This window comes from Flavobacterium orientale (assembly GCF_014638005.1).
Taxonomy (GTDB): domain Bacteria; phylum Bacteroidota; class Bacteroidia; order Flavobacteriales; family Flavobacteriaceae; genus Flavobacterium; species Flavobacterium orientale.
Map to the genome: position 1 here is coordinate 22,205 of NZ_BMFG01000012.1, position 22,853 is coordinate 45,057.

Here is a 22,853-nt window from a genome sequence, read left to right on the forward strand (position 1 = left end):
GAAACTATGAAAAATTGGGTACTTTTCATCATCACGGCAATAGTCGTTTTTTTACTCGGCATGTTGTCGTATTCCATAATGGACCGAAAAACGGAAGCCCGTTTTGCCTACCAACCCAAAGTACTTTTGGAAGGTATTGAACCACGCGATTCGGTGTGGGGGTTAAATTATCCACGTCAGTATCAGTCCTATATGAAAACAGCAGATACGACTTTTAGAGGTTATGTGTCAACCAGCGGTTTTAAAGATGCATTAAAAGACCAGCCTGAATTAGTCATTATTTGGGCCGGATATGCTTTTAGTAAAGACTACAACCAACCTCGCGGCCACGCCCATGCCGTTACAGATGTTCATAACAGTCTAAGAATCGGTGCTCCCATGAAAGCTGGTGATGGCGTGATGCCTTCCACTTGTTGGACTTGTAAAAGTCCGGATGTTCCTCGATTGATGAGCGAAATGGGTGTCACTGAATACTACAGTAAGAAATTATCAGATTTTGGTTCAGAAGTCATAAATCCGATTGGTTGTGCTGATTGTCACGACTCCAAAACCATGAATTTAACTATAACCCGTCCTGCTTTAATTGAAGCCTTTGAGGCCATGGGCAAAGATATCAGTAAAGCGTCTCATCAGGAAATGCGTTCGCTAGTGTGTGCTCAATGCCACGTGGAATATTATTTCAATAAAAATATACCGGGAAAAGAAGGGGCTGCTTATTTGGTGTTTCCATGGAAAGAAGGTATGACCGTAGAAGATATGGAACGGTATTATGATAACATCGATTTTGCAGACTGGGTACATCCCATTAGTAAAGCTAAAATGCTAAAAGCACAGCATCCCGACTATGAATTGTATATGATGGGAGTTCATGCCAAAAGAGGGGTATCTTGTGCCGATTGTCACATGCCTTACAAATCAGAAGGCGGACAAAAGTTCACTGACCATCATATTGGCTCTCCCTTGGCCAATGTAGAAAATTCTTGTTTTGTATGCCACCGGGAGAAAAAAGAAAGCTTGATTAACGATGTGTATGAACGGCAACAAAAAATAAAAGAAGGTTCTTCAAAATTACAAAAACTGATTGCCATGGCTCATATCGAAGCTGCAAAAGCATGGGAATTGGGAGTAACAGAAGCTCAAATGAAGGACGTTTTAACGCTGATTCGTCACGCCCAATGGCGTTGGGATTTTTCAGTAGCATCACACGGAGCTGCCTTTCATGCTCCACTGGAAACCAGTCGCATGATTACATCAGCAACCGATAAAATTCAGGAAGCCCGATTAAAGTTAGCGAGACTACTAGCTTCTAAAAATTTCAACCAACCGGTTCCAATGCCTGATTTTACAAGTAAAGATGCGTTGCAAAAATATATCGGTTTAGATATACCCAAAGAAAAAGCGGAAAAACAAGTGTATTTATCACAAATAGTTCCACAATGGATTCGTGACGGTAAAGCCAGAGAATCAAAAAAGAAGATTACTAAAGTCAATTAATTTTTAAATTCAAATCTCATGAATACTAGTTGGAGGGGGGTGTGGTTGTCCTGCCTAATCCCTGTTATTGCTTTGGCTCAAGAGCCGGAAAAAGGAAAATTCGTCTTAGATGGTCAATTGTTACAACGGGCAGAATACCGCCACGGCCATATCGAACCCCTTTCAGAAGAACAAGAAGCAGCTAAGTTCATTACACACCGTGCCCGTTTGCAGGCTCACTATTCTTTCGAAAACCTTACCTTATTTATGTCGGTTCAAGACATCCGAACTTGGGGCGATAGTCCGCAGGTAAAACGCGATGATAACAACCTGTCGCTTCACGAAGCTTGGGCTCATTACAAACTCGATAATGCCTGGTCTATCAAAGTTGGACGTCAAGAATTGAACTATGATAATGCTCGTTTTTTGGGAAATTTAGATTGGTTCATGCAAGGAAGAGCCCACGATTTTGCCATGATTAGTTACGAAAAAGGCAACCGAAAATTGCACATTGGTGGGGGATACAATCAAAACGGAGGAAATTTACCTGTAGCAGAGGCTCCCTTTGTAGTTCCTAATCAGTATAAAAGTGCCCAAATGCTCCGTTATGAAAACAAATCCGAAACATGGCATTATTCCTTTTTGGTGTGGAATGAGTCCCGTCAAAACGCACAGTTTGAAGGAAATCCTCATTTTGACAACCTAACTGTTGGTTTACCCACTTTGCAGTATACGCATGGAAAAAACCAATTCTCGGGATTTGCCTATTATCAAACCGGAAAGGATTTTATGGGTAAGTCGTTATCGGGTTATGATGTAAGTGCACAATATCAGCGTACGTTTTTTCATGATGAAACGGCCGGAAAGCGATTTCGTATGATTGCCGGATTCGAATTGATAAGCGGTACAAACACTACCGAAATCGAGAATAATTATTCCTTCAATCCGCTGTATGGCACAAACCATTTATTCAACGGCTATATGGATGTTTTTTATGTGGCCAACCGGCACCTAAACTCAGTGGGATTGAACGATTATTACCTCAAAGGTCGCTATGATTTCTCGAAGAAATTTTTCACCCAATTGGATTATCATTATTTTCAGGCAAATGCCGAGGTAAATAATGGTGTGGAAAATTTAAGTTCAGCTTTGGGTTCAGAAATTGATTTGAGTTTGGGCTACATAGTGAGTCCGGCTTTCTCCATTCAAGGTGGATATAGCCATATGTTTCAAACCGATACCTACGACTTTATCAAAGGAGACAATTTACAACCTACACAAAACTGGGCCTATGTTATGCTAATTTTCAGACCCAACATGCCACAAAAATTTATTGGAATTTTATTTTAAATGTAAGGAATAATTCAAAGTTATGTTAAAAGCTCTTTCATTTGTGTTCTCCACAAAAATGGCCCTAGTAGTATTACTGCTTTTAGCCACAGCCATGGCGGTAGCAACTTTTGTTGAAAATGATTTTGGAACACCCACTGCAAGAGCGTGGTTTTATGAAGCCTGGTGGTTTGAGCTGCTATTGTTGTGGCTGTCCGTTAATTTTTTATTGCATTTATCACAATACCAAATGCTGAACAAATTCAGCTGGCCTATTGGTATGTTTCATTTGGCATTTATACTTATTTTGGTGGGTGCCGGCGTAACGCGTTATTTTAGTACCGAAGGACTGATGCACTTGCGAGAAGGACAAACCAACGATACTTTTTTTACTCAAAGTAAATATTTACAACTACAAACGGTGCAGGGCGAACCGGTTATTTATCAACAGCCTTTTACCTTGATTCCGCAGGGTTTCAAACCTTTTGAAAAAAACATTGGTTGGAAAGAAGAATCTTGGAAAGTTCAGTTTAAAGGTTTTCATCCGAAAGCAGTGCTAGACCCGCAACCCGGGAATAAAGATTATTTCGAAATTGCCGTCGCTCTCGGTCAAGACGGTAGAGAAGATGTGATGCTCGAAGTAGGCGAGACCGTTACCCTAAAAAATCAAACCTTAAGTCTGAATGCCGACAAAGAGGGGGATATACAAATTTTTAAACGCGATTCCACTTGGATAATCAAGTCAAAGGCTGCTTTGCAGATGATGGAAATGGCCACGCAAAAAATGAGTTTTTTACATGCAGGAGAAGAGCAAGTGTTGTTTCAACGCACCTTATATCAGTGGGAAGGTGGAGCTTTTGTGGTCAAGCAAATACACGAACAAATTCAATTGAGCTATCGAAGTACCGAGGAAGACCGCGATGATTTGCCTGATATTATACATTTTAGTTTACAAGACAGTCAAGGTAAGGAACTCGTGGAGCACTTTGTAAAAATGGTCAGTTTTCAATCAGAATGGAAGTATTTTGAACACGAAGGAAATAAGTATAAAGTAACCTTCGGTTCTAAACCAATCGTTTTACCTTTTGCATTGCAACTTCAAAAATTTGAACTGGAGCGATATCCTGGGAGTCAAAGTCCGTCAAGTTATGCCAGTCAAGTACAAGTTATAGACGGTGATGAAAAATTCCCGTACCGCATTTTTATGAATAATGTATTGGATCACCGCGGTTTTCGTTTTTACCAATCCTCCTACGATACTGATGAAAAAGGCTCAGTACTGTCGATCAATCAAGACCGTCCGGGAACAATTTTGACTTATTTAGGTTATTTTTTCCTTTCGCTTGGTATGTTTTTAGCCTTTTTTAGCAAAACTGGAAGATTCCGTAATTTGAACCGCCAATTGCAAACATTACAAAAAACAACAGTTATTTTGTTGCTGTTTTTAATGAGTACTACTTGGGCGTTGGCACAAACACCTTCAAGAGCGATGGTAGTGGTTCCTGAAGATTTGGCTGCGAATTACGGCACTTTAATCGTTCAAGATATTGACGGAAGGATGAAGCCGATGAACACCTTGGCCAATGAAATTACACGAAAAATACACGGGAAGTCAACGCTTCGGTTACCCGGTGAACAAGCGACTTTACATTTAACAGCAGAACAATTTTTGTTGGCCATGCAACTCGATCCACAGGGATTTATGTTGCTGCCCATTATTAAAAATGACCACCACAAGTTGTCAAAGGTGTATGAAGTCATTTCCAAAAAACCAACACCGTATCTGGCGTTCCAAGATTTGGTAGATCGTGAAGGTGCCTACTTAATTCAAGCACTAGTGGAAGAAGCCAATCGATTAAAGCCGTCAGAGCGAAACGAAAGCCACAATGAAATTCTAAAATTAGATGAGCGATTCAATATTTTTTACGGATTAGTCAGCGGTGATTTTCTTCGGATTTTCCCCAATCGAAACGATACACAAAACACCTGGTTTACGATGCATCAAAGCCAGCAAGGTTTTGATGAAGAAGACGCTACTTTTGTGCAAAATATCACCCCAATGTTCCTTACAGCCATCGAAAATGGATTAGAAAAACAGGATTTCAGCGAAGCCGAAAAGGCACTCGACTATCTTCATCTATATCAACAAAAAGCGGGAGCGGAGGTCTATCCTTCCGCAACTCAAATTAGTGCGGAATTGCTCTATAACCGACTTCAATTAGGCAATCGCTTGTTTGGGTTGTTTTGGATAATTGGCATCGTACTGCTTGTGGTAGCTTTGGTAAAAATTTTCAATACGTCACTAATATGGAACGTGCTCTGGAACGTGGGTGTTGTACTGTCCTGGCTTGGGTTGTTAGTCTTTACGTTTCATTTAATGCTCAGATGGTATATAGCCAAACACCCTCCATGGAGTGATGGCTTTGAAATGTTGGTTTTTGTGGCTTGGGGGGTATTGTTCATTGGAATTGCTTTGGCAAAAAAATCCAGGTTTACCTTACCTATGGGTTTACTGTTTTCGGGAACCTTATTGTTTGTGAGTTTCCTAGATTGGCTGAACCCTGAAATTACCAACCTAATGCCGGTTTTACATTCCTATTGGCTTAAGATACATGTTGCTGTTATTGTGAGCGGATATGCTCCTTTGGCTCTATCGGCAGTATTGGGCTTGTTGAGTTTGTTGTTGCTTATTTTCAAACCAAAGCAAGTGCCTCACAGTTGGTTTAAAAGCTTGCGTGAGTTGATGATAGTCAATGAAATGGCTTTGATGATTGGTTTGTATTTACTCACCGTCGGAACATTTTTAGGCGGCGTTTGGGCCAACGAAAGCTGGGGTCGCTATTGGGCTTGGGACCCAAAAGAAACTTGGGCCTTGATTTCGATTGTAATTTATGCGATTATTTTGCATTTTCGTTTGATTCCCGTTTTGCGAAATGTTTTGATATTTAATATAGTAGCTCTATGGGGTTTTTCTACAATCGTGATGACCTCATTCGGAGTGAATTACTATTTATCGGGTTTGCACTCCTATGCCAAAGGAGATCCTATTCCGGTTCCTGGCTGGGCATATGTTACGGTGGCTATACTTCTGATTATTTCTGTGTTCGCTATCTGTAAATATAAAAGACTTACGTTGCAAGAAAAACAAGCTCTGGAGTAGAAAAAAAGAAATATAAGTCGTTATGACTAGGGTCATACTATAAGCTAAAGTTTCACCGTACTATTGTACAATTATTAAACTTAAAGTTATGATCACAATGACACCCGAAACTACTATTGGAGAAATGGTAGCCCAAGATTATAGAGCAGCATCCGTTTTTGGAAAACACGGCATTGATTTTTGTTGCAAGGGTCACAGAACCCTGCAGGAAGCCTGCGAAAGAAAAGGATTTTCACAGGAACAAATTCAAAGTGAATTGAAAAATGTGTTGCAGGAACCACCCGCTAACGCGATAGATTTTAAAACATGGCCGCTGGATTTGTTGACCACTTACATTGAAAAAACACATCATCGTTACGTGGAAAAACAAATTCCTGTGCTGCTACAATTTTTAGAGAAATTATGTAAAGTGCATGGTGGACGTCATCCTGAATTGCATGATATTTATGATTTATTCCGTTTTTCTGCCGGCGATTTAACGCAGCACATGAAAAAAGAGGAATTAATCTTGTTTCCTTTTATACAAAAAATGGTAAAAGCCCAAAACGAAAACCAACGTATCGAACAACCACCTTTTGGTTCCGTTGAAAATCCAATTGCTATGATGAAAGACGAACATACTACAGAAGGGGATCGTTTTGCTACCATTGCGACCCTCACAGATGGTTTTGCACCTCCCGAAGACGCGTGTACTACTTATAGGGTAACTTATCAATTGTTGGAGGAGTTTGAGCAAGATTTACACAAGCACATCCATTTGGAGAATAACATTTTGTTTCCAAAAGCTATCGCACTGCAATTGGAATTGCAATAACAAATTCAAATACTAAGAACCGAAAATTGATCGCCTTTTTTTAAGGCAGTCAATTTTCAATTTAAAAATAAACAAGATGAACACAGGAGTTAAATGGGTAATGATGCTGGGGATTATAGGAATGTTATCGTGTAATCAAAAGGAAAGTCAAAAGGGAACAGATGAAAAAACGGTAATAGAACAGGAAGATGCGTTCCAAATACCGGCTGTATCCTTAAACAGCGGTAAGCTATGGGAAGCCAATGCTGCAACTACCGAAGGCATCAAAAACATGCAAGAAGTAATGGCAGCTTATACCATTGAGACGGGCGATGCTGAAAAATTAGTAGCCGATTTAAAAGCGGAATTTGCGATGATTTTTAAAAAATGCACGATGACTGGTGAAGCCCATGACCAATTACACAATTATTTACTTCCTTTGAAAACAAGAATTGATAATCTATCAGAAGAAGTAACTGCCGAAAATACTGCCGATATCAAAACGTACTTAAACGACTATTTTAACTATTTTCAGTAAGCTCATTTCTTTTGGTTACAAAGATGTTAATTGGCAATTAGTTACTATTTTTGAAAAAAAAACAAAGCTATGTTTTCAAAATCATGTGAATATGCAATCAAAGCAGTAATTTTTATCACTACCAATTCGTTACAAGATAAAAAAGTAGGATTTGTTGACATCGCCATAGAAATTGATTCCCCCGAAGCTTTTACAGCTAAAATTCTTCAAAAATTGGTAAAAAAGCATATCATTCAGTCGGTCAGAGGAGTGAATGGCGGCTTCTATATTCCATTCGCAGGAATTTCAAAAGTAAAATTAACCCATATCGTTCAAGCGATTGATGGGGATGCTGTCTTTAATGGTTGCGGATTAGGCATGGAAAGATGCAATGCCAAGCATCCGTGCCCCTTGCATGACAAATTCATGTCCATTCGCAATGACTTGCGACAAATGCTGGAAACAACCAATTTGGAAGAATTAGCACTGGGTTTAAAATCGGGGGAATCGTTTCTAAAACAGTAATCCTCTAATAGACTACTTCTTGTTCCAGTTTCAATTCCGTTTCAAAACGGTCTAATACTTCAGAAATACCAGTTTGCATCGCTTTAAAGTATGGGGTGCTTTCAAACATCTTTTTATAGTAAAGAATACCATCCAATAAATTCATTCTGAACTGATTTGCTTTTTTTAATTGTTGAGCAGACGCTGCTTCTAAAACAGCAATTTCTTTACTATAATAAGCAACATATAACGACAATTCTTTGATGAAAAAGTGGGGACGGTTGGCGGCTACTAAATCGTTGGTGGTGCCGTAAATGTGTTGCACCATTTGAAGCAGCGAAACTTCCTTGTCAAAATAGGCTAAATTAGGCCCCGGACACACCACAACGCCTTGTGACTGACCTTTTATAGGAATGTCCATTTCCAAATAACTGGAATTGGCCAAACCAACACATAGACACGATTTTTCGGTAATTTGATGGAATTCTTTTTCAAATTGCTCTCCAGAGATCTCATTCTTACGTTCCTGCAACAATGCTAATTTGATATCTTGGTATTTTTTTGAAGCCGTGCAACTTCCCGTTGGATCGTACTCCTTACTCAAGGCCAAAAACTTTTTAGGACACGAACTCCCGGCTTTTGCTGCTTTGATGCGTTGCGTTTTAAAAAAGTCGTTGGTAGTTCCTTTTAAGGTGTTAAACGGAACTCCCAAAGGCGATATGTTGCTTAAATAGAAATCGGCTTCTTTGGCATTTGCCAACAAATCACGGGTTTCTTGATCTAAAGAGGTGGCCTCGGGAACCAATAAAAAGGGAGAACCCCAACCTACGGAATCTACCTCGTAATAATCCAATAAAAATTGATGCTCTTCGGCTGTTCCAACGCCTCCTTGCACTGTGATTTTTAAGGGTAAAGGTTGTTCCGGTACCGCTTTGCCTTTGGTCAACAGAGCTTTGTTGAGCAAATCGGTAGTGGATTGTAGTAATTCTGTTTTCTTCTGTTTGAATTCTTCTAAAATCGGACCCAGCAAAAACCCGTCTGTAGCAAAAGCATGTCCGCCACAATTTAATCCCGATTCTATTCGGTATTCAGAAACCCAGATTCCTTTTTTTGCCAATAAATTGCCTTGGATTAAAGCCGAGCGATAATCACTCACTTTTAAGGTGATTTTTTTGTTCCGTTTTCCTTCCATTGAGGGAAAAAACACATCAAACTGTTCCATATAACTAAATAACCGCGGATTCATTCCGGCAGAAAGAACAAGTGAAGAGGCAACAGTGCTGTTGGCAAACCCACGTAAAGCCGCGTGGGCATCATTAAATTCAACCGGCAATTGTTCCTTTCCATCAAAATTATCTTTATCCAATTTGGTCATAATATTGACATCAATGCTTCCCGGCGAGAGATTTTTTTCTAAAAAGCTTTTTATTTGGGTGGGGCAGAAGACACCCTCAGATAAAAAGGTAGTTAATTTGGTTTTTAATTCTGATTTGGTGGGGAGCATTGCCATAAAATGATCCAATTTAGCTTTGCTGTGAGCTAATTCTGTTTTGTAATGTTCAAATTTTTCTTTTACAACCAAATCGACCAAATTCAAATAGGAGGTGATTCTTTTGGCCCTGTAATCCTGCATTTTTTTTGAAATCTCCTGATAAGGAAGTTGGAATTTTTCAGCATAAAAGGCATTCATTTTTTCAATTAATTCATCATCTGCAATGGAAATAACCGAATCGATGCCATATTGTGCTACGCGAATCGGACTGTCAATAGTAAAGGCTAATCCCATTACAGGGATGTGAAACGTATGTGTAGAAAGTTGGGTTGTCATTAAATGGTGTTTTAGTATAAAGTCGCAAAGATGCTTTTTGTATAAAGAGCAGAATATGATTTTAATCATGTTCATTCATATTTAATAAAATTATAAATGGCAGTAATAGAAAAAGCGTGAATACGACCGTTCACGCTTTTTCCGAATTAATAATTAAAACAAAAAATACTTTTATTTAGGCAGTAAAACCGCTCCAATCACATGGATAATGCCATTTGATGTAGGGATGCTGGCCACAATTTCAGAGCCATTAACAAACGTTTTATCCCCTTCTTTTGTAATGGTTACTTTTCCTCCAAAAACCATATCAAACTCTTGGCCGTCTTGCATGTATTCTGTTTTTAGGGAACCAACATAGGTGTGGTACCCTAAAATATTTTCTAAATCGCCTTTTTTCTCGGGTTTAAGTAAACCTTCAACAGTGCCTGCCGGAAGTTGATCAAAAGCGGCATTAGTAGGGGCAAAAACGGTAAAAGGTCCTGCATTGCTCAAAGAAGTGACTAATCCTGCAGCTTTAACAGCGGCAACCAAGGTGGTGTGATCTTTACTTCCCGAGGCAACTTGAACAATATTCGGATTGGACGTTTCATCTACAACTCCTTCTTGTCCAACACTTAAATCCACACCGTTTTCTGATGTGGCAGCTGGAGGAGTTTCATTGTTTTGCTTGCAACTTAACACCAGTATGCAACCGGCTAAAACGAGAAGTTGAATTGTTTTTTTCATAATTAGGGTGCTTTAAAATTTCAGAATCAAAGTTCCTTGTTTTGTAAAAACTATTTTATGAGTGTAATCATAAGAAATGACTTTTTCAAATTTTTTTATGATTAAAATATACAATCCCCAATATACCGGTTACTAAAATAATAGCCACTATAAAAAGCAGCTCATTGGCATACGGAATTAATACATAAGCAAAAGAAAAAATACCTTGAAGTGCCAATAGTAATTCGTTTAAAAAAATACCGATACTAAATATGAATAAGAAGAATTGAGTTTTAACAGAGCGATATATCAAATGATTCGTATAGAGATAAGCCAATAAAAAACCGGAAATGATGGCCAATAAAACCAAATGCATATAGGCAATTACAATCGGTCTAAAGCCAAATGCCAATTGGCTTACCACAGGAAAAACGGAACCCAACTGCAAGAGTAGTTTGAGTGTGACACAAAAAGCAATTCCTTGAAATACTATTTTTAAAAATGGGGTGATGGTGGGATTGGTTTTGAACACAGCAAGTGATGCCCATGCCAGTTTCCACCAGGCGTACACTTGTACAAGTGCCGCAAGTACAGCTAATCCATACACCCAAACAGGTAATTGCATCCACAAAACCGACAACAAATAGGCGGGAAGGCAACTCCAAGCAAAAAGGCGATATGCAAAGGTATTATCTCGGGTCAATTTCAGGGTGGGTTGTAATAAACTCACAAACAATCCGGTGCAGGCAAACCAAAACCAGCCGTTGTACTGAAAATGCAAATAGAAATAAATGGAAGACAAATACCAATCTTGGGGTACATTTTTTGTAGCCATCATATACGCTAAAGCAAAGGTGCCTAGGGAAGAAAGCACCCCAAAAAACAGGGATAGCAAAAACCATTTTTTACTTAAAGAATGGGAGGGAATTTCTTTAGCGTCCTGATAAAACCAAAGGGCAAACCAGACAAATACAAAAATACTGAGTGTTGAAAACAAAATAGAAACAAAGCCATATCCTTGAATGACAAAACTAATGAGCATGCTGTAGGCTACAATAATGTTGACCCAAAAGAGGTGGTTGTATTTTTTGATTTTTGTTTCCGAGGTATATTGCGATAAATAGCGAACCATTAAAACCATCAAGAGCTGTGTGACCCATCCTGAAAAAGCAAAATGAGAGTGGGCATGCTGTAGGTTCTTTTGAGCTAAAAAAGGCAATTCAAAAGCAATCTTATACCGCATTAAAAGCCCCATGAGAGCCACTAGAAATAAGCTGAAAAGTGTGATTTTTATCCATTGGAGTAGCGAGAGGGACTTCATCAAAAAAATAATTTATGTTTATCAATACGTACCTTATTGGATTTATTCATTTCTGAAAGTGTGCGAATAACCGTTTCAACCCGTAAACCGGTAAAGTCTGCAATTTCTTGCCTTGTATAAGGAATGTACGTTTTATCATCAACACAAAATTGGTTTTGCTTTTTATAGTTTTCTAAAAAGGATTTAATGCGATGTTCCGGCTTTTGATTGATAATTTGTTTGGTCGAAATGGTTTTGTCATAAATGCGTTTTGCCATCAATTCCAAAAATGCTAATTTCACTGAAGGATACTCTTCCAAAATACGCATCAATTTATCTTTTGACAGTTTAATTATTACACTGTCTTGTGAGGCTACTGCAGTGGTGGGATACACTTCATTGATAAATAAAGGCGGTTCTCCAAAACTACGACCTTCACAAAAAACACCTTGGGTAAATTCTTTGCCCTCATCATTTGAATTGTACATCCTAACTGAGCCTTCCAGGATTTGATAGTAAAATAGAGCCCTGTCATCTTCATAGAAAATGATGTCATTTTTTTTGTATTTTTTTGCTACAGCCCCCCAAGTGAAGAGTAAATCCAAATCGATTTGCATAGTAAGAAACAATTAAAGATGTAAATATCTTTAATTATATTGAAAGCGTAAATGATAATTATCATAAACTTTCTTTTTTTGTAATTTTATGTGCAACGAAATGCAGTCGCAACCTATTGACATGGCAAGCAAGACAGGTTTTCAACACCTTTATACAAACAAACACCTCCCAGAGACGTAGCATCGACCCATATTGTAGGGCCGGTTTCAATCCGGTCCTATCGGAACAGCAAGCCGTTTTTCAATCCCGTTAGACAAAACCCAATTCAACGCACCGCTGTTCTAATGAGCCTGTATTTTTTCTACTTATGATTATAAGAGAGAAATATAGTTTTTTTGACATTAAGACACTACGCTTTGGTTTCTTGAAGAGGCAGTAAGGGCTCTCACTGAAAACACTAAAGACACAGAGTTTTTTATGATGCCCATCCGTAGCGACCTTTGCTTAAACTTAGCGTTCTCTTTGCGGTTAAAACTGCCTAATCCGCGTTCCCATTTTAGCATAAAACGTAACGAACTCCTACACGAAAAATAAAAGTTAACTTTAATAGTTAACCTATCGATAGCAAGAACAGTATTCAAAAATAGAGCCTATAACCATTAAATCAAAAACCATCCAACTTCTCAAAAACCATTCTTGCCAATAAATAACTTACCGTTGATTCTGCTCCTTGATTCAAATTCACATTCTTTTCCTCAATCCCGTCATGACAGCCACCTGTGCAATAGTTGTACACAATTTGATTCAAGTGATTGTTACCTAAAAACCAACTAAAAGCGACCTCCATTCTTGCTTCATAATCATCCAAAGGGAAGGCTAACGAAAATTGTTGCAATGCCAAGATGGTATAGGCCACATCAATTGGTTGCTCACCTCCCGGTAACGTTACTTTTTCTTCGTTGCCTTTCAGCAACCAATGCTGATTTGAAATTACTTTGATAGTATCTGATACAAAAATTTTGGAAAGTAAAAAATCAAAAGAAGTTTTAGCAATCTCTTTGTAGATGGGTTCTCCTGTGCACTTCCAGGCAAACAATAATGCTTCAGGCAAAACACTGTTGGCATAAGTGAGGTAGGGTTCAAACCATAGCCAGTTCTCGTCAGCATTATACTCATATAAGGTTACTAGTTTTTGAGCAGCCTCTCTGATAATAAGTAATAAATCGGCATCGTCTTCTTTTTGATAAAAATAGTATAACCCTTTGATAGCAAAACCAATCGCTCGCGGCGAATTGAAATGCCTAAAGGCAGGTATAAAAGCATACACTGCTTTCCTGATATATTCATTACTTCTAAAGGAGAGTTCATTTTCTTCTTGCAACAAATGATATACATAACCCAATGCCCAAATGGCTCGCCCATTCGCATCTTCCAAATTGACTTCAGTATTTTGTCGGGTAAATTTTTGATGTTGGTCCACATAATTTAAAAACAAACCTGTGGGACGTTGACATTTGAGTATAAAAGTAAGGTAGGTCATCATCAGATTAAAATCAACTTGGTTTTGCGTTTGCTTAAAGTATTGACCGGCGGAAATGAGTGCTCGGGCATTATCATCCAACGTATAACCGGAATCTAAATCAGGGGTGGTGATTTTTGAAAATTGAAGCATACCTACATCGGTTGTCATGTTTTTTAAATGATTGACATTCAATGGCGGTTTTTTATACTGTAAAGGAAGATCGCGGTGGATTTGTTTTGCAAAAAGTTGCCCATGAGCAATGGCAGCATTCTGCCACGAAGTAGCAGCAGAAATAGAAAGAGCTTTCATTTTCATGGTTTGCAATAAGTCGCGGTCATCTAATAAGCGGTTCAGTTTTTCTGCTAATTGTTGGGAATTACCAAAGTCAAACAAAACACCATTTTCTTGAGTCAAAACTTCTCGGGCATGCGGTATTGGAGTGGAAACAATTGGGCAACCACAGCTAACAGCATATGAAAAAGTACCGCTTACAGCCTGATTCGGATCTATGGAAGTAAAAACATAACAATCTGAAAGCTGTAAATAATCCAACAATTCGGGTAAAGGAACAAACTTGTTGACAAACTTAACATAGTTTTCCAAATGCAATTCAGCCACTCGTTTTTTTAACGATTCTCGGTAGGTGTCACCTTGATGTTTAAATAGCGTGGGATGAGTTTTCCCCACAATTAAGAACAAGAGGTCTTTGTGCTTTTCTATGAGAGTGGGTAAAGCCTCGATAGTAGTTTCGATGTTTTTTCCCGGACCCAAAAAGCCAAAGGTGGAGATAACCTTGCGGTGCAAAAGACTGTACTTTTCTTTTAAAAGATTTTTATCCGCATGTTCCACCAAATGAGTGCCGTGAGAAATGATAGTTACTTTTTCCTCGGGTAAGCCATAGATGGAAACGAGTAACTCACTGGCTGACTTGGTCATTACGGTAACACCGGCAGCCAAAGAAGCCATTTTTTGAACATGGATTTTCAACTCGCTGTTCGGTTCCGGAAGTATCGTGTGAAAAGCTACAATAAAAGGTTTTTGAAGGCTTCCCAAAAAGGTAAGGAAGGCTTCTTCGTTCTTTTTAAACAACCCAAACTCGTGTTGCACCATCACCATTTCAATTTCTGTACTGAAATTGATGCGAGTCGCCAGAGCTCTATACGATTTGGAATCCTCGGTATTTAGAAAACATTCCACAGCTTCAGAATCATAGATATGATTTTCATTTTCAGCAGCTAAGGCACAAACTTTTACGTTAAAACAATCCTCAAAATGATCGTCCAACGCTTTTTTTAAATCATAGGTATAGCTGGCAATGCCACACTCTCTGGGTGGATAAGTAGCAATCAGCAAAATTTTGGGAGTTAATGGTGCCTTTTCCTTAGGCAAACGGAACTCGGTTCGCACATCCAACTTTTTCTTTTTAGAAAATTTTAAAATCAAATGGGTTGCTGTGTTAAATTTCTGTATCATAATAGTAGGGATAATTTGGATTTGGAAAATTGTTTTTTAAGTAGGAAAAGAGCGGAATCCGCAACGAAAAGGCGTCTTTCATAAAAAAGCTAAAATAGCAACTAACCCAATTTTGTATTAGCCGTAAAAAACAATTTGTTACCCCAATCAAACAAATAACAAAAAGGAGTTATTTGGTAGGTGTTCAAAGATTTCTGACCAGTAGGAGGTAAGAAATGCCAACTTCACTTAAAATCGACAAAATACAAGTAAAGTACAGGGATTTTTTTTGCGTTAATTTTTATCGTAATTCAGTCGGTAAACCGTTTTGATTTAGTGTTATTTTGTTACAATTTCCAGCACAACTAGCTATGAAAAAGCCGTCAAAATTTCCAATACAAGAACAACCGCTACCGGGCGATGAACACAAAATGAATCCGATACCCGAGTTAATTCGAAAGAATTATAAAGGAGCCGATAAATTAAAAGGAAAAGTAGCTTTGGTAACAGGTGGCGATAGTGGTATCGGTGCAAGTGCCGTTTTGCATTTTGCAAAAGAAGGAGCTGACATTGCCTTGGTCTATTTGAAAGAAACTAAAGACGCCAAAAACATTCAAAGTCAAGTGGAAAAAATGGGTAGAAAATGCCTACTTCTCAAAAAAGACCTAACCAGTGAAACCAACTGCCACTTTTGTGTAAAAAAATGTGTGGAGGAATTGGGACAATTGAACATTGTAGTAAACAATGCTGCAGTGCAATTCTCAAAAGACTCTTTGACTGAGATAACCAAGAAGCAACTGCATACTACGTTTGAAACGAACATTTATCCCTATTTTTATATCACCCGAGCGGCATTGGCACATTTAAAAGAAGGCGACACCATTATCAATACCAGTTCGGTGACGGCCTATAGAGGTAGCGAGCACCTGATTGATTATGCGAGCACAAAAGGAGCTATTGTGAGTTTTACCCGCTCCTTGTCCGCCCAATTAGCACCCAAAAAGATACGGGTAAACGGAGTTGCTCCCGGTCCTATATGGACACCACTCATTGCGGCTTCAATTGGCGACGTAACCGATTTCGGGCAAGATACCCCAATGGGAAGGGCAGGCCAACCCGGAGAAGTGGGACCCGCCTATGTTTTTTTAGCCTGCGAAGACAGCAGCTACATCACCGGTCAATTTCTTCACATTAACGGGGGTGAAATAATTGGTGGATAGATATTGAAAAATGAGATTATAGTGAGTAGTTATTAGTGATTAGTGAATAGTAAATAGTAATTAGTATCTATCTAACATGTAACTTCTTCTATTTTTCTATTCTCTATTTTCTATCCTCTATTCTCTATTTTCTATTCTCTATTTTCTCCAATTCAAAAAATCCTACACTTCATTACCAAAATAATGTAACACTTAAATCTTGATTAGCAACTACCTTGCCGACCAAGTGAAAATAAATTCATTTGCTAATAAATTAAAAATGAGAAGTTTAAAAGTTTCGATTGAAGCCTGTTTAGAATGTTTACTAGCCTGCGAAAGATGTATTACCGACTGTGTGAAGGATGCCAATCATGACTGTGTAGCCTTATGCCGCGATTGTGCCGACATCTGTACGTTATGTGCAAAATTTGAAGCTAGAGGTTCCGTGTTCAGTAAAAAACTCCACGCCTTATGTGCTGAAATTTGCAATGCGTGTGCCATAGAATGTGCCAAGCATGCCGACCATCACGCCAGTTGTAAAGAATGTGCAGAAGCCTGCCGAAAATGTGCAGAAATTTGTGCTCAAATGACGTCAGTTACTGCCTAATTTCTCGTAAATTTACTTTGTAAAACAATTTTAACTCCCAACTTCCATCCCATGACCATCAAACAAATAAAAGAAAAACTAAAAACAGCAACCAACCCTATTGCACAATCACTACATAGCGGGACAGGCTTTAACGTATTGCTCCTGGGTTTCAATAAAGGTATGGTATTAAAAGAACACAAAACCCGAACTCGAGCCAAGTTAACTGTCTTAGAAGGGCTCGTATTTTACCGAGAAGGGAATAGAGTAGTAGAACTCCAACAGTATGATGAAATGGATATCCCCGTTGACGTCATTCATGCTGTAGAAGCTGCAGAAGATAGCCTGTGTCTCTTGACAAAAGGCGAATAAAACCAACTAACCACTAACCACTAATCACTAATCACTAACCACTAATCACTAATCACTAATTACTAATCACTACCTTAATAACCGCCCACTCTTTTAATTGCTGCTCAAAAGAAATACGGGCATTGGCAGGACTGGTAGACGGTAATGTAACTTGTTTGTATAGGTTGGAAACTTGAACGTACTTATTGAAATACTTCGCAGCTTTTTGACCGTTAAAAACAATTAGTTTCAAGTTGGGCAGTGTTTGTAAAAAAGATGTAAAATCATTAGGAACTTCTTCGGTTATCGCACTATCTAAACTGCCCTCCCTCACACAAGCTTGTAAAACATCCCAAAGAGCGAGGTTGTGTTTTAAAACTAACTGCTTTCGTTGCTCGTAATCGTTAGTATAGGGGTCTTCAAAAATAATAAACAATAATTTCCAAAAAGCATTTCGTGAATGTCCATAATACTGATTCAATTGCAAAGAGGCGACACCGGGCATGGTTCCTAAGACCAACACTTTTGCATCCGGATTGGAAATAGAAGGAAACGAATAGATTTTCATAGCATAGTATTTTGAAGTAGTAGGAACCCTGTAGGCTGTTTAATGGTAAAAGAAGTGTCTTTCAGCATCACCCTAGCTATTTTTTGATTTTTTAAATCCTAAGAGAATGTACAAACAAAAGTGGTTTTGTTCCAATTGTTTTACTTGATGGCCAACTACAAAGAAAGGTAATTTTTTAAATACTTGGTAGCAATCCTACTTTATAAATCCGCATTGTAACGACAAATTTCAATCAGGTTGTTGTTGCTATGGTTAATCTCATGACATCCAAAATAGTCAACCCCACACTCTCCTTTCCTCTTTATTTCTTTTCTCTTTTTTCTTTTTTCTTTTTTCTTTTCTCTCCTTTTAACATAATCTTTCCATTGTCTATCCATCATAAATTACTATTTTTAGCGAATTATTAACTAATTATATTTTATAAACCTTTTTATGAAAAAAATTACATTATTCCTGTTTGCCCTCTTTTCGTGTTGGCATCTACAGGCACAAGTAAATTTGTACTCTTTTGCCCAAAGCACTGAAACGTACACAGAGATTTCGGGTGGTACCGTTTTAGGTACAGCAACGACACCCACTAGTTTTGACTCGCAAAACTGGACTATTGCAGCCGGTTCGATTCCATTCGATTTTAATTACAATGGGGTAAACTACACAGGATGCACAGTCAACAGTAATGGATTCATTACTTTTGGAGCTACTGCTCCTGACACTTTTTTATCTTCACCAATTTCTTCTGCTACAGCCTATTCCGGTGCAGTATCTGCTTGGGGAGGTGATTTAGTTGGTGTTTTTGTCAACAACTTAATTACCGCTGAAACAAGATGGGAAGTAGTAGGGGACGCACCTAATAGAGAATTTGTTATTCAGTTTAAAAATTGGAGACCTTCTTATTCTTCAAGTGTTGCTGATATTTCGTTCATTAACTTTCAAATTCGTTTGTCTGAAACTACTAATCAAATCAAAATTGTTTATGGTCCTACAGGCTATGCAATCGGAACTCTTGCTTTTTCCGGTACTAGACAAATTGGATTACGTGGTGCAGCAAATACTGATTTTAAAACCAGAACCAATACAGCTGCACAGTTGTTTACCGCTTCTGCGGCAGGAACTTTAAATAGTTCTTCGCAGGCTTTTAATACAGTGAATGCTACACCGGGTATGCCAACTAATGGTTTAACTTATACTTATACACCTCCGGTAGCATGTTCTGGTACGCCTGTTGCAGGAACAGTAGCTCCAGCGGTACAAAATGTTTGTGTTGGAGGTACACCGGCTGTATTGCGATTAACAGGAAACAGTGAAGGCTTTACAGGTGTAACTTTTCAATGGGAAACTTCAGCGGATAATGTAGCTTGGGAAAATGCTACAGGTGCATCAGCTACAACACAAGTGTATTCACCACCAGCTTTTGCCGGACCGGATACAGTATATTACAGATGTAAAATTACTTGCTCAAATAGCGAATTGTTTTCGTTTTCGAATGCAGTGACGGTGAATCCGGCTGCAAACCCAACAGCACAAGCAACAAACTTAGCGTTTACAAATATTACGTATTTTGGATTCGCAGCAAACTGGACTAATGCTGACGGAAATAGACGTGTAGTTTATGTAAGTGATGCTCCAATTGTTGATCCTACAAACGGAAATGGTCCTGCTTTAGTGGCTAACACTACTTATGCCGGTACCGGACAACAAATTGTATTTGATGGAACAGGAACTGCTGTAACAGTTACAGGTTTAACACTTAACACGCAGTACTATGTAAAAGTAATTGAATACCTACGTTGTGGTTCAGCTGCTCCGTTTGATTTCTATTATAATCCTGCATCAGTATCGAATGCAGCTACAGTGACTACTTCTTCCGCAACACCATTACCATGGGAGGAAGGTTTTGCTACGACTACGTTGCCCACAAATTGGTTAAATCCGTCCTCATGGTCAATTAGTAACACGGTGACGGCAATCAATCCGGCATTAAATACCAATTATATTTCCAGAAATTTATATTCATTTGTTACGACAGCTAATTTTATAACTCCTATATTCGAACCTGTACCGGCCAATTATAGATATACATTCAATTATAAATTAGCCAATTTCTCATCGCCTTATGCAGCTACTCCTGAAAATTCATGCAGTACTATAATTGCTATTTCAACAGATAACGGGCTTACTTACACCGATGTTGAAACAATAATCAATAATGGTGCAGCAGGATGGCAGGTACATTCTTTAAATTTAGCGGCCTATACAGGTCAAAGCATTAGAATTAGAATGACCAGCAACTGGATTGCCGGAGATTATTATATTGCTTTTGATAATTTTAAAATCGAGGCGATTCCTTCTTGTACAGAATCTGCCGACTTAACGGTGACAAGTATTGGTATGGATAGTGCCGTCTTAGGATGGACCGAAGGAGGAACAGCTACATCTTGGGAAATCCAATACGGTGCTCCCGGATTTGCATTAGGCTCCGGAACTACTGTAGTGGCTACTGAAAATCCATTTACTTTAACAGGTTTAACGGAGAACACAAATTATGCGTATTACGTAAGAGCCGTTTGTTCTGTTTCCGATCAGAGTCCATGGACAGGACCTTTAGCATTCAAAACAACTTGTGCAGATAAAACCGATTATATTGAAAACTTTGATAGTTTAACTTCAAACTTCAGTACTACAATGCCGGATTGCTGGAGTAGAGTACTGGTAGGTACACCAAGTTTATATGTAACTACAGGAAGTGCATTGCCAATGTCACCTTCTAACAGACTATATATGTTTGTGTCAAGTACGGCTACACCTGCTCAACAAGCTTATGCAGTCTTGCCTTCCGTGTCAAACTTATCGGCAGGAACACACAGACTTCGATTCAAAGCTTTTTCAACACAATTGAATCGCTTTCTTGAAGTGGGATATATGACTGATCCAACGGATATAAGTACTTTTGTGTCTTTAGAAGAAATTACAATTCCGGGTACAGTAGTAGCAAATACACAACAATTTGTTGTAATACCGCCTGCATCGATACCGGCCGGAGTGAAACATCTAGTGATTTTAAATCCTGGTTTCCCGGGTGAAACTTCTACTGTATATATTGACGACGTAAGCTGGGAAGTTATACCAACATGTATAGAACCGTCAGGAGTTACACTAGGAAGTGTATTGGCTACAACAGCAACTTTAAACTGGACAGCAGCATCACCTGCACCGGCTGAAGGGTATGAATATTATTTGGCTACGACATCTACCAATCCGGATGCAGCAACAGTACCAACAGGTGCAGTTGCAGCCGGTATCACAACTGCTAATTTAACTGATTTAACACCGGCTACCGTTTATTATGTATGGGTTCGTTCGGTATGTACAACTTCTGATAAAAGTGCTTGGACTCTAATTACTACTTTTGCAACACCTTGTGCTTCGTTTGTACCGTATTATCTTCAAGATTTTACAACATATACATCTAATGCCACTTTAGAAGCTCTTTGTTGGTCTAGATACGGATCTGGTGATCAATTAACAGGCCCAACAGGAGGAACTAATACAGGAAGTTGGACGTCTGATAGTTGGTTGAATGGTCCTGGTACTACAGGTGCTGTTAAAATTAACTTGTACACTAACTTTATCAGAGGATGGATTGTATCTCCAATTTTTGATTTAGCTACAGGTGGTTATCAAGTGAAATATAAAGTGGGAGTAACTACATGGAATGGAACTGCTGCTATTACTATGGGATCTGATGATTTTGTATATTTCATGATGTCAACAGATGCAGGAACAACTTGGACTATTTTAGATACGTTTAGTGCTACCAATACACCTTCTAATTTAGGAGAATCTAAAGTGTACAACATACCAACAGTAAATACTGAAACAGTTAAATTTGCATTTTTTGGAACAGATGGAACTGTTGATGATACTCCGGATTATGATTTCTTTATTGATGATTTTGAAGTGCAAGCCATTCCGGTTTCAGCTCCTGCTTGTGCTACCAATGTTACTGCTACAACAGATGCAAACTGTGGAAATGTTGCAACGGTTATCTCTTGGGATCCTGCTTCAGGATCTGATGGGTATAAACTAACAGTTGGTACAACAACAGGTGGAAATGACGTGTTAGATAATTTTGTTGTAGGTGGAACATCGTATCCTTTTGTTGGAAATTTGAATACAACCTATTACTTTAAAGTTGTACCATTTAATGCTAATGGTGATGCTACAGGTTGTTTGGAACAATCATTCACTACGGCTATAGAAGGTTGTGCTTGTATTCCTTCATCAACTAATACGTCTGATTATATTTCTAATTTTTCAACTACAAATGCTGCGGTAAATTTGGTTTTCCCAAATGCTGCTATCTCACCTGGAGGATATGGAAATTATTATAACACTCAATCAATTAGTCACTTTGCTGATTCAAGCTTTAATTTTTCAAATACATTTGTTGGAGGTTCTAATGGATTAAGAATATGGGTGGATTGGAATAACAACTTTACTTTTGAAGATAGTGAGGTAGTGTTTTATCAAGTAAATGCAGATTTAACCAAAACAGGAACAATCACTGTACCTGCCGGTACTGCAGATGGAAACTATAGAATGAGAGTTAGAGCTCAATGGGGTAGTGCGGCAAGTCCAACAGCTTGTGGTTCTATCACTTGGGGTGAGGCTTTAGATTTCAAATTAATTATTGACAATACGTTGTCAACAGGTGGTTTTGATCTAACTAATTTCAGTGCATATCCTAACCCGGTGAAAGATGTGTTTAACTTTACATACACCAGTACGATTTCTGATTTAGTAATCTACAATCTTTTGGGACAACAAGTTTTAGCAACAAAACCTAATGCAACGCAAGGTCAAGTTGATATGTCAAGTTTCCCTAATGGAACGTATTTGGTTAAAGTAACATCAGAAAATCAAACGAAGACTATTAAAGTGATTAAAAACTAAGTAGTTTAACTTCTTGATAAACAGAAACCGCCTCGAGTAATCGAGGCGGTTTTTT

General features: G+C 38.5%; 17 protein-coding genes. 10 read left to right on the plus strand and 7 right to left on the minus strand.

Annotated features, from left to right (window positions below):
• The first annotated feature begins 6 nt into the window (after nt 1-6).
• The 6 genes from nrfA to IEV15_RS13100 all read left to right on the plus strand — a co-directional run bounded on the left by nrfA (nt 7) and on the right by IEV15_RS13100 (nt 7,797).
• A complete protein-coding gene (gene nrfA, locus IEV15_RS13075; protein ID WP_188362983.1) occupies nt 7-1,494 on the plus strand; it encodes an ammonia-forming cytochrome c nitrite reductase in 1,488 nt (495 codons plus the stop codon).
• Nucleotides 1,495-1,512: 18 nt separating this feature from the next.
• The gene (locus IEV15_RS13080; RefSeq protein ID WP_188362984.1) at nt 1,513-2,823 is read left to right on the plus strand and encodes an alginate export family protein; all 1,311 of its coding nucleotides are present in this window, start codon (nt 1,513-1,515) and stop codon (nt 2,821-2,823) included.
• A 58-nt stretch (nt 2,824-2,881) separates the two neighbouring features.
• Nucleotides 2,882-5,962, plus strand: a complete 3,081-nt coding sequence (locus IEV15_RS13085) for a cytochrome c biogenesis protein (protein ID WP_229734161.1) — start codon at nt 2,882-2,884, stop codon at nt 5,960-5,962.
• Nucleotides 5,963-6,050: 88 nt separating this feature from the next.
• Nucleotides 6,051-6,776, plus strand: a complete 726-nt coding sequence (gene ric / locus IEV15_RS13090) for an iron-sulfur cluster repair di-iron protein (protein ID WP_373282171.1) — start codon at nt 6,051-6,053, stop codon at nt 6,774-6,776.
• Between the two features lie 76 nt (nt 6,777-6,852).
• Complete coding sequence (locus IEV15_RS13095) at nt 6,853-7,293, plus strand: hypothetical protein (RefSeq protein ID WP_188362986.1); 441 nt, start codon at nt 6,853-6,855, stop codon at nt 7,291-7,293.
• Between the two features lie 69 nt (nt 7,294-7,362).
• Nucleotides 7,363-7,797 carry an RrF2 family transcriptional regulator gene (locus tag IEV15_RS13100; RefSeq protein ID WP_188362987.1) on the plus strand — a complete coding sequence of 145 codons (435 nt, stop codon included), beginning with the start codon at nt 7,363-7,365 and terminating at the stop codon, nt 7,795-7,797.
• A 4-nt stretch (nt 7,798-7,801) separates the two neighbouring features.
• On the opposite strand, the gene IEV15_RS13105 is transcribed toward IEV15_RS13100, so the two are convergent.
• The 5 genes from IEV15_RS13105 to IEV15_RS13125 form a co-directional block, all read right to left on the minus strand.
• Nucleotides 7,802-9,604 (minus strand): hypothetical protein, encoded by a 1,803-nt coding sequence (locus IEV15_RS13105; protein WP_188362988.1) that lies wholly within the window; start codon nt 9,602-9,604, stop codon nt 7,802-7,804.
• A 171-nt stretch (nt 9,605-9,775) separates the two neighbouring features.
• A complete protein-coding gene (locus IEV15_RS13110; protein WP_188362989.1) occupies nt 9,776-10,330 on the minus strand; it encodes a fasciclin domain-containing protein in 555 nt (184 codons plus the stop codon).
• Nucleotides 10,331-10,415: 85 nt separating this feature from the next.
• Entirely contained in the window at nt 10,416-11,630 is a 1,215-nt protein-coding gene (locus IEV15_RS13115) for a hypothetical protein (protein ID WP_188362990.1), read from the minus strand.
• Nucleotides 11,630-12,226: a Crp/Fnr family transcriptional regulator gene (locus IEV15_RS13120; protein WP_188362991.1), complete on the minus strand. Its 597-nt coding sequence runs from the start codon at nt 12,224-12,226 to the stop codon at nt 11,630-11,632. Before IEV15_RS13120 ends, IEV15_RS13115 begins: the two co-directional genes overlap by 1 nt.
• Nucleotides 12,227-12,831: 605 nt before the next feature.
• Nucleotides 12,832-15,162: a glycosyltransferase gene (locus IEV15_RS13125; protein ID WP_188362992.1), complete on the minus strand. Its 2,331-nt coding sequence runs from the start codon at nt 15,160-15,162 to the stop codon at nt 12,832-12,834.
• 350 nt (nt 15,163-15,512) lie between these two features.
• Here IEV15_RS13125 and IEV15_RS13130 point away from each other — a divergent pair, with 350 nt between their 5' ends.
• From IEV15_RS13130 to IEV15_RS13140, 3 genes are all read left to right on the plus strand, one after another.
• A complete protein-coding gene (locus IEV15_RS13130; RefSeq protein ID WP_188362993.1) occupies nt 15,513-16,361 on the plus strand; it encodes an SDR family oxidoreductase in 849 nt (282 codons plus the stop codon).
• Between the two features lie 259 nt (nt 16,362-16,620).
• The gene (locus IEV15_RS13135) at nt 16,621-16,947 is read left to right on the plus strand and encodes a four-helix bundle copper-binding protein (protein ID WP_188362994.1); all 327 of its coding nucleotides are present in this window, start codon (nt 16,621-16,623) and stop codon (nt 16,945-16,947) included.
• A gap of 51 nt (nt 16,948-16,998) precedes the next feature.
• Nucleotides 16,999-17,298 (plus strand): cupin domain-containing protein, encoded by a 300-nt coding sequence (locus tag IEV15_RS13140; RefSeq protein WP_188362995.1) that lies wholly within the window; start codon nt 16,999-17,001, stop codon nt 17,296-17,298.
• Nucleotides 17,299-17,353: 55 nt separating this feature from the next.
• Here the strand turns inward: IEV15_RS13140 and IEV15_RS13145 are convergent, their stop codons facing one another.
• Entirely contained in the window at nt 17,354-17,845 is a 492-nt protein-coding gene (locus IEV15_RS13145; RefSeq protein ID WP_188362996.1) for a DNA-deoxyinosine glycosylase, read from the minus strand.
• 200 nt (nt 17,846-18,045) lie between these two features.
• On the minus strand, nt 18,046-18,225 hold the full coding sequence (locus IEV15_RS13150) for a hypothetical protein (protein ID WP_188362997.1): 180 nt from the start codon (nt 18,223-18,225) through the stop codon (nt 18,046-18,048).
• A 52-nt stretch (nt 18,226-18,277) separates the two neighbouring features.
• On the opposite strand from IEV15_RS13150, the gene IEV15_RS13155 reads away from it, so the two are divergent.
• Nucleotides 18,278-22,798 (plus strand): NIDO-like domain-containing protein, encoded by a 4,521-nt coding sequence (locus IEV15_RS13155; RefSeq protein ID WP_188362998.1) that lies wholly within the window; start codon nt 18,278-18,280, stop codon nt 22,796-22,798.
• Nucleotides 22,799-22,853 lie beyond the last annotated feature (55 nt).

What these genes read in the sequence shown, in the direction of transcription:
- IEV15_RS13085 (WP_229734161.1), top strand. Translation starts at nt 2,882, where the DNA reads ATGGCCCTAGTAGTATTACTGCTTTTAGCCACAGCCATGGCGGTAGCA.
- IEV15_RS13155 (WP_188362998.1), top strand. Translation starts at nt 18,278, where the DNA reads ATGAAAAAAATTACATTATTCCTGTTTGCCCTCTTTTCGTGTTGGCAT.
- IEV15_RS13105 (WP_188362988.1), bottom strand. Translation starts at nt 9,604, where the DNA reads ATGACAACCCAACTTTCTACACATACGTTTCACATCCCTGTAATGGGA.
- IEV15_RS13095 (WP_188362986.1), top strand. Translation starts at nt 6,853, where the DNA reads ATGAACACAGGAGTTAAATGGGTAATGATGCTGGGGATTATAGGAATG.
- IEV15_RS13110 (WP_188362989.1), bottom strand. Translation starts at nt 10,330, where the DNA reads ATGAAAAAAACAATTCAACTTCTCGTTTTAGCCGGTTGCATACTGGTG.
- IEV15_RS13135 (WP_188362994.1), top strand. Translation starts at nt 16,621, where the DNA reads ATGAGAAGTTTAAAAGTTTCGATTGAAGCCTGTTTAGAATGTTTACTA.
- IEV15_RS13150 (WP_188362997.1), bottom strand. Translation starts at nt 18,225, where the DNA reads ATGATGGATAGACAATGGAAAGATTATGTTAAAAGGAGAGAAAAGAAA.
- ric (WP_373282171.1), top strand. Translation starts at nt 6,051, where the DNA reads ATGATCACAATGACACCCGAAACTACTATTGGAGAAATGGTAGCCCAA.
- IEV15_RS13115 (WP_188362990.1), bottom strand. Translation starts at nt 11,630, where the DNA reads ATGAAGTCCCTCTCGCTACTCCAATGGATAAAAATCACACTTTTCAGC.
- IEV15_RS13145 (WP_188362996.1), bottom strand. Translation starts at nt 17,845, where the DNA reads ATGAAAATCTATTCGTTTCCTTCTATTTCCAATCCGGATGCAAAAGTG.
- IEV15_RS13125 (WP_188362992.1), bottom strand. Translation starts at nt 15,162, where the DNA reads ATGATACAGAAATTTAACACAGCAACCCATTTGATTTTAAAATTTTCT.
- nrfA (WP_188362983.1), top strand. Translation starts at nt 7, where the DNA reads ATGAAAAATTGGGTACTTTTCATCATCACGGCAATAGTCGTTTTTTTA.
- IEV15_RS13140 (WP_188362995.1), top strand. Translation starts at nt 16,999, where the DNA reads ATGACCATCAAACAAATAAAAGAAAAACTAAAAACAGCAACCAACCCT.
- IEV15_RS13130 (WP_188362993.1), top strand. Translation starts at nt 15,513, where the DNA reads ATGAAAAAGCCGTCAAAATTTCCAATACAAGAACAACCGCTACCGGGC.
- IEV15_RS13120 (WP_188362991.1), bottom strand. Translation starts at nt 12,226, where the DNA reads ATGCAAATCGATTTGGATTTACTCTTCACTTGGGGGGCTGTAGCAAAA.
- IEV15_RS13080 (WP_188362984.1), top strand. Translation starts at nt 1,513, where the DNA reads ATGAATACTAGTTGGAGGGGGGTGTGGTTGTCCTGCCTAATCCCTGTT.
- IEV15_RS13100 (WP_188362987.1), top strand. Translation starts at nt 7,363, where the DNA reads ATGTTTTCAAAATCATGTGAATATGCAATCAAAGCAGTAATTTTTATC.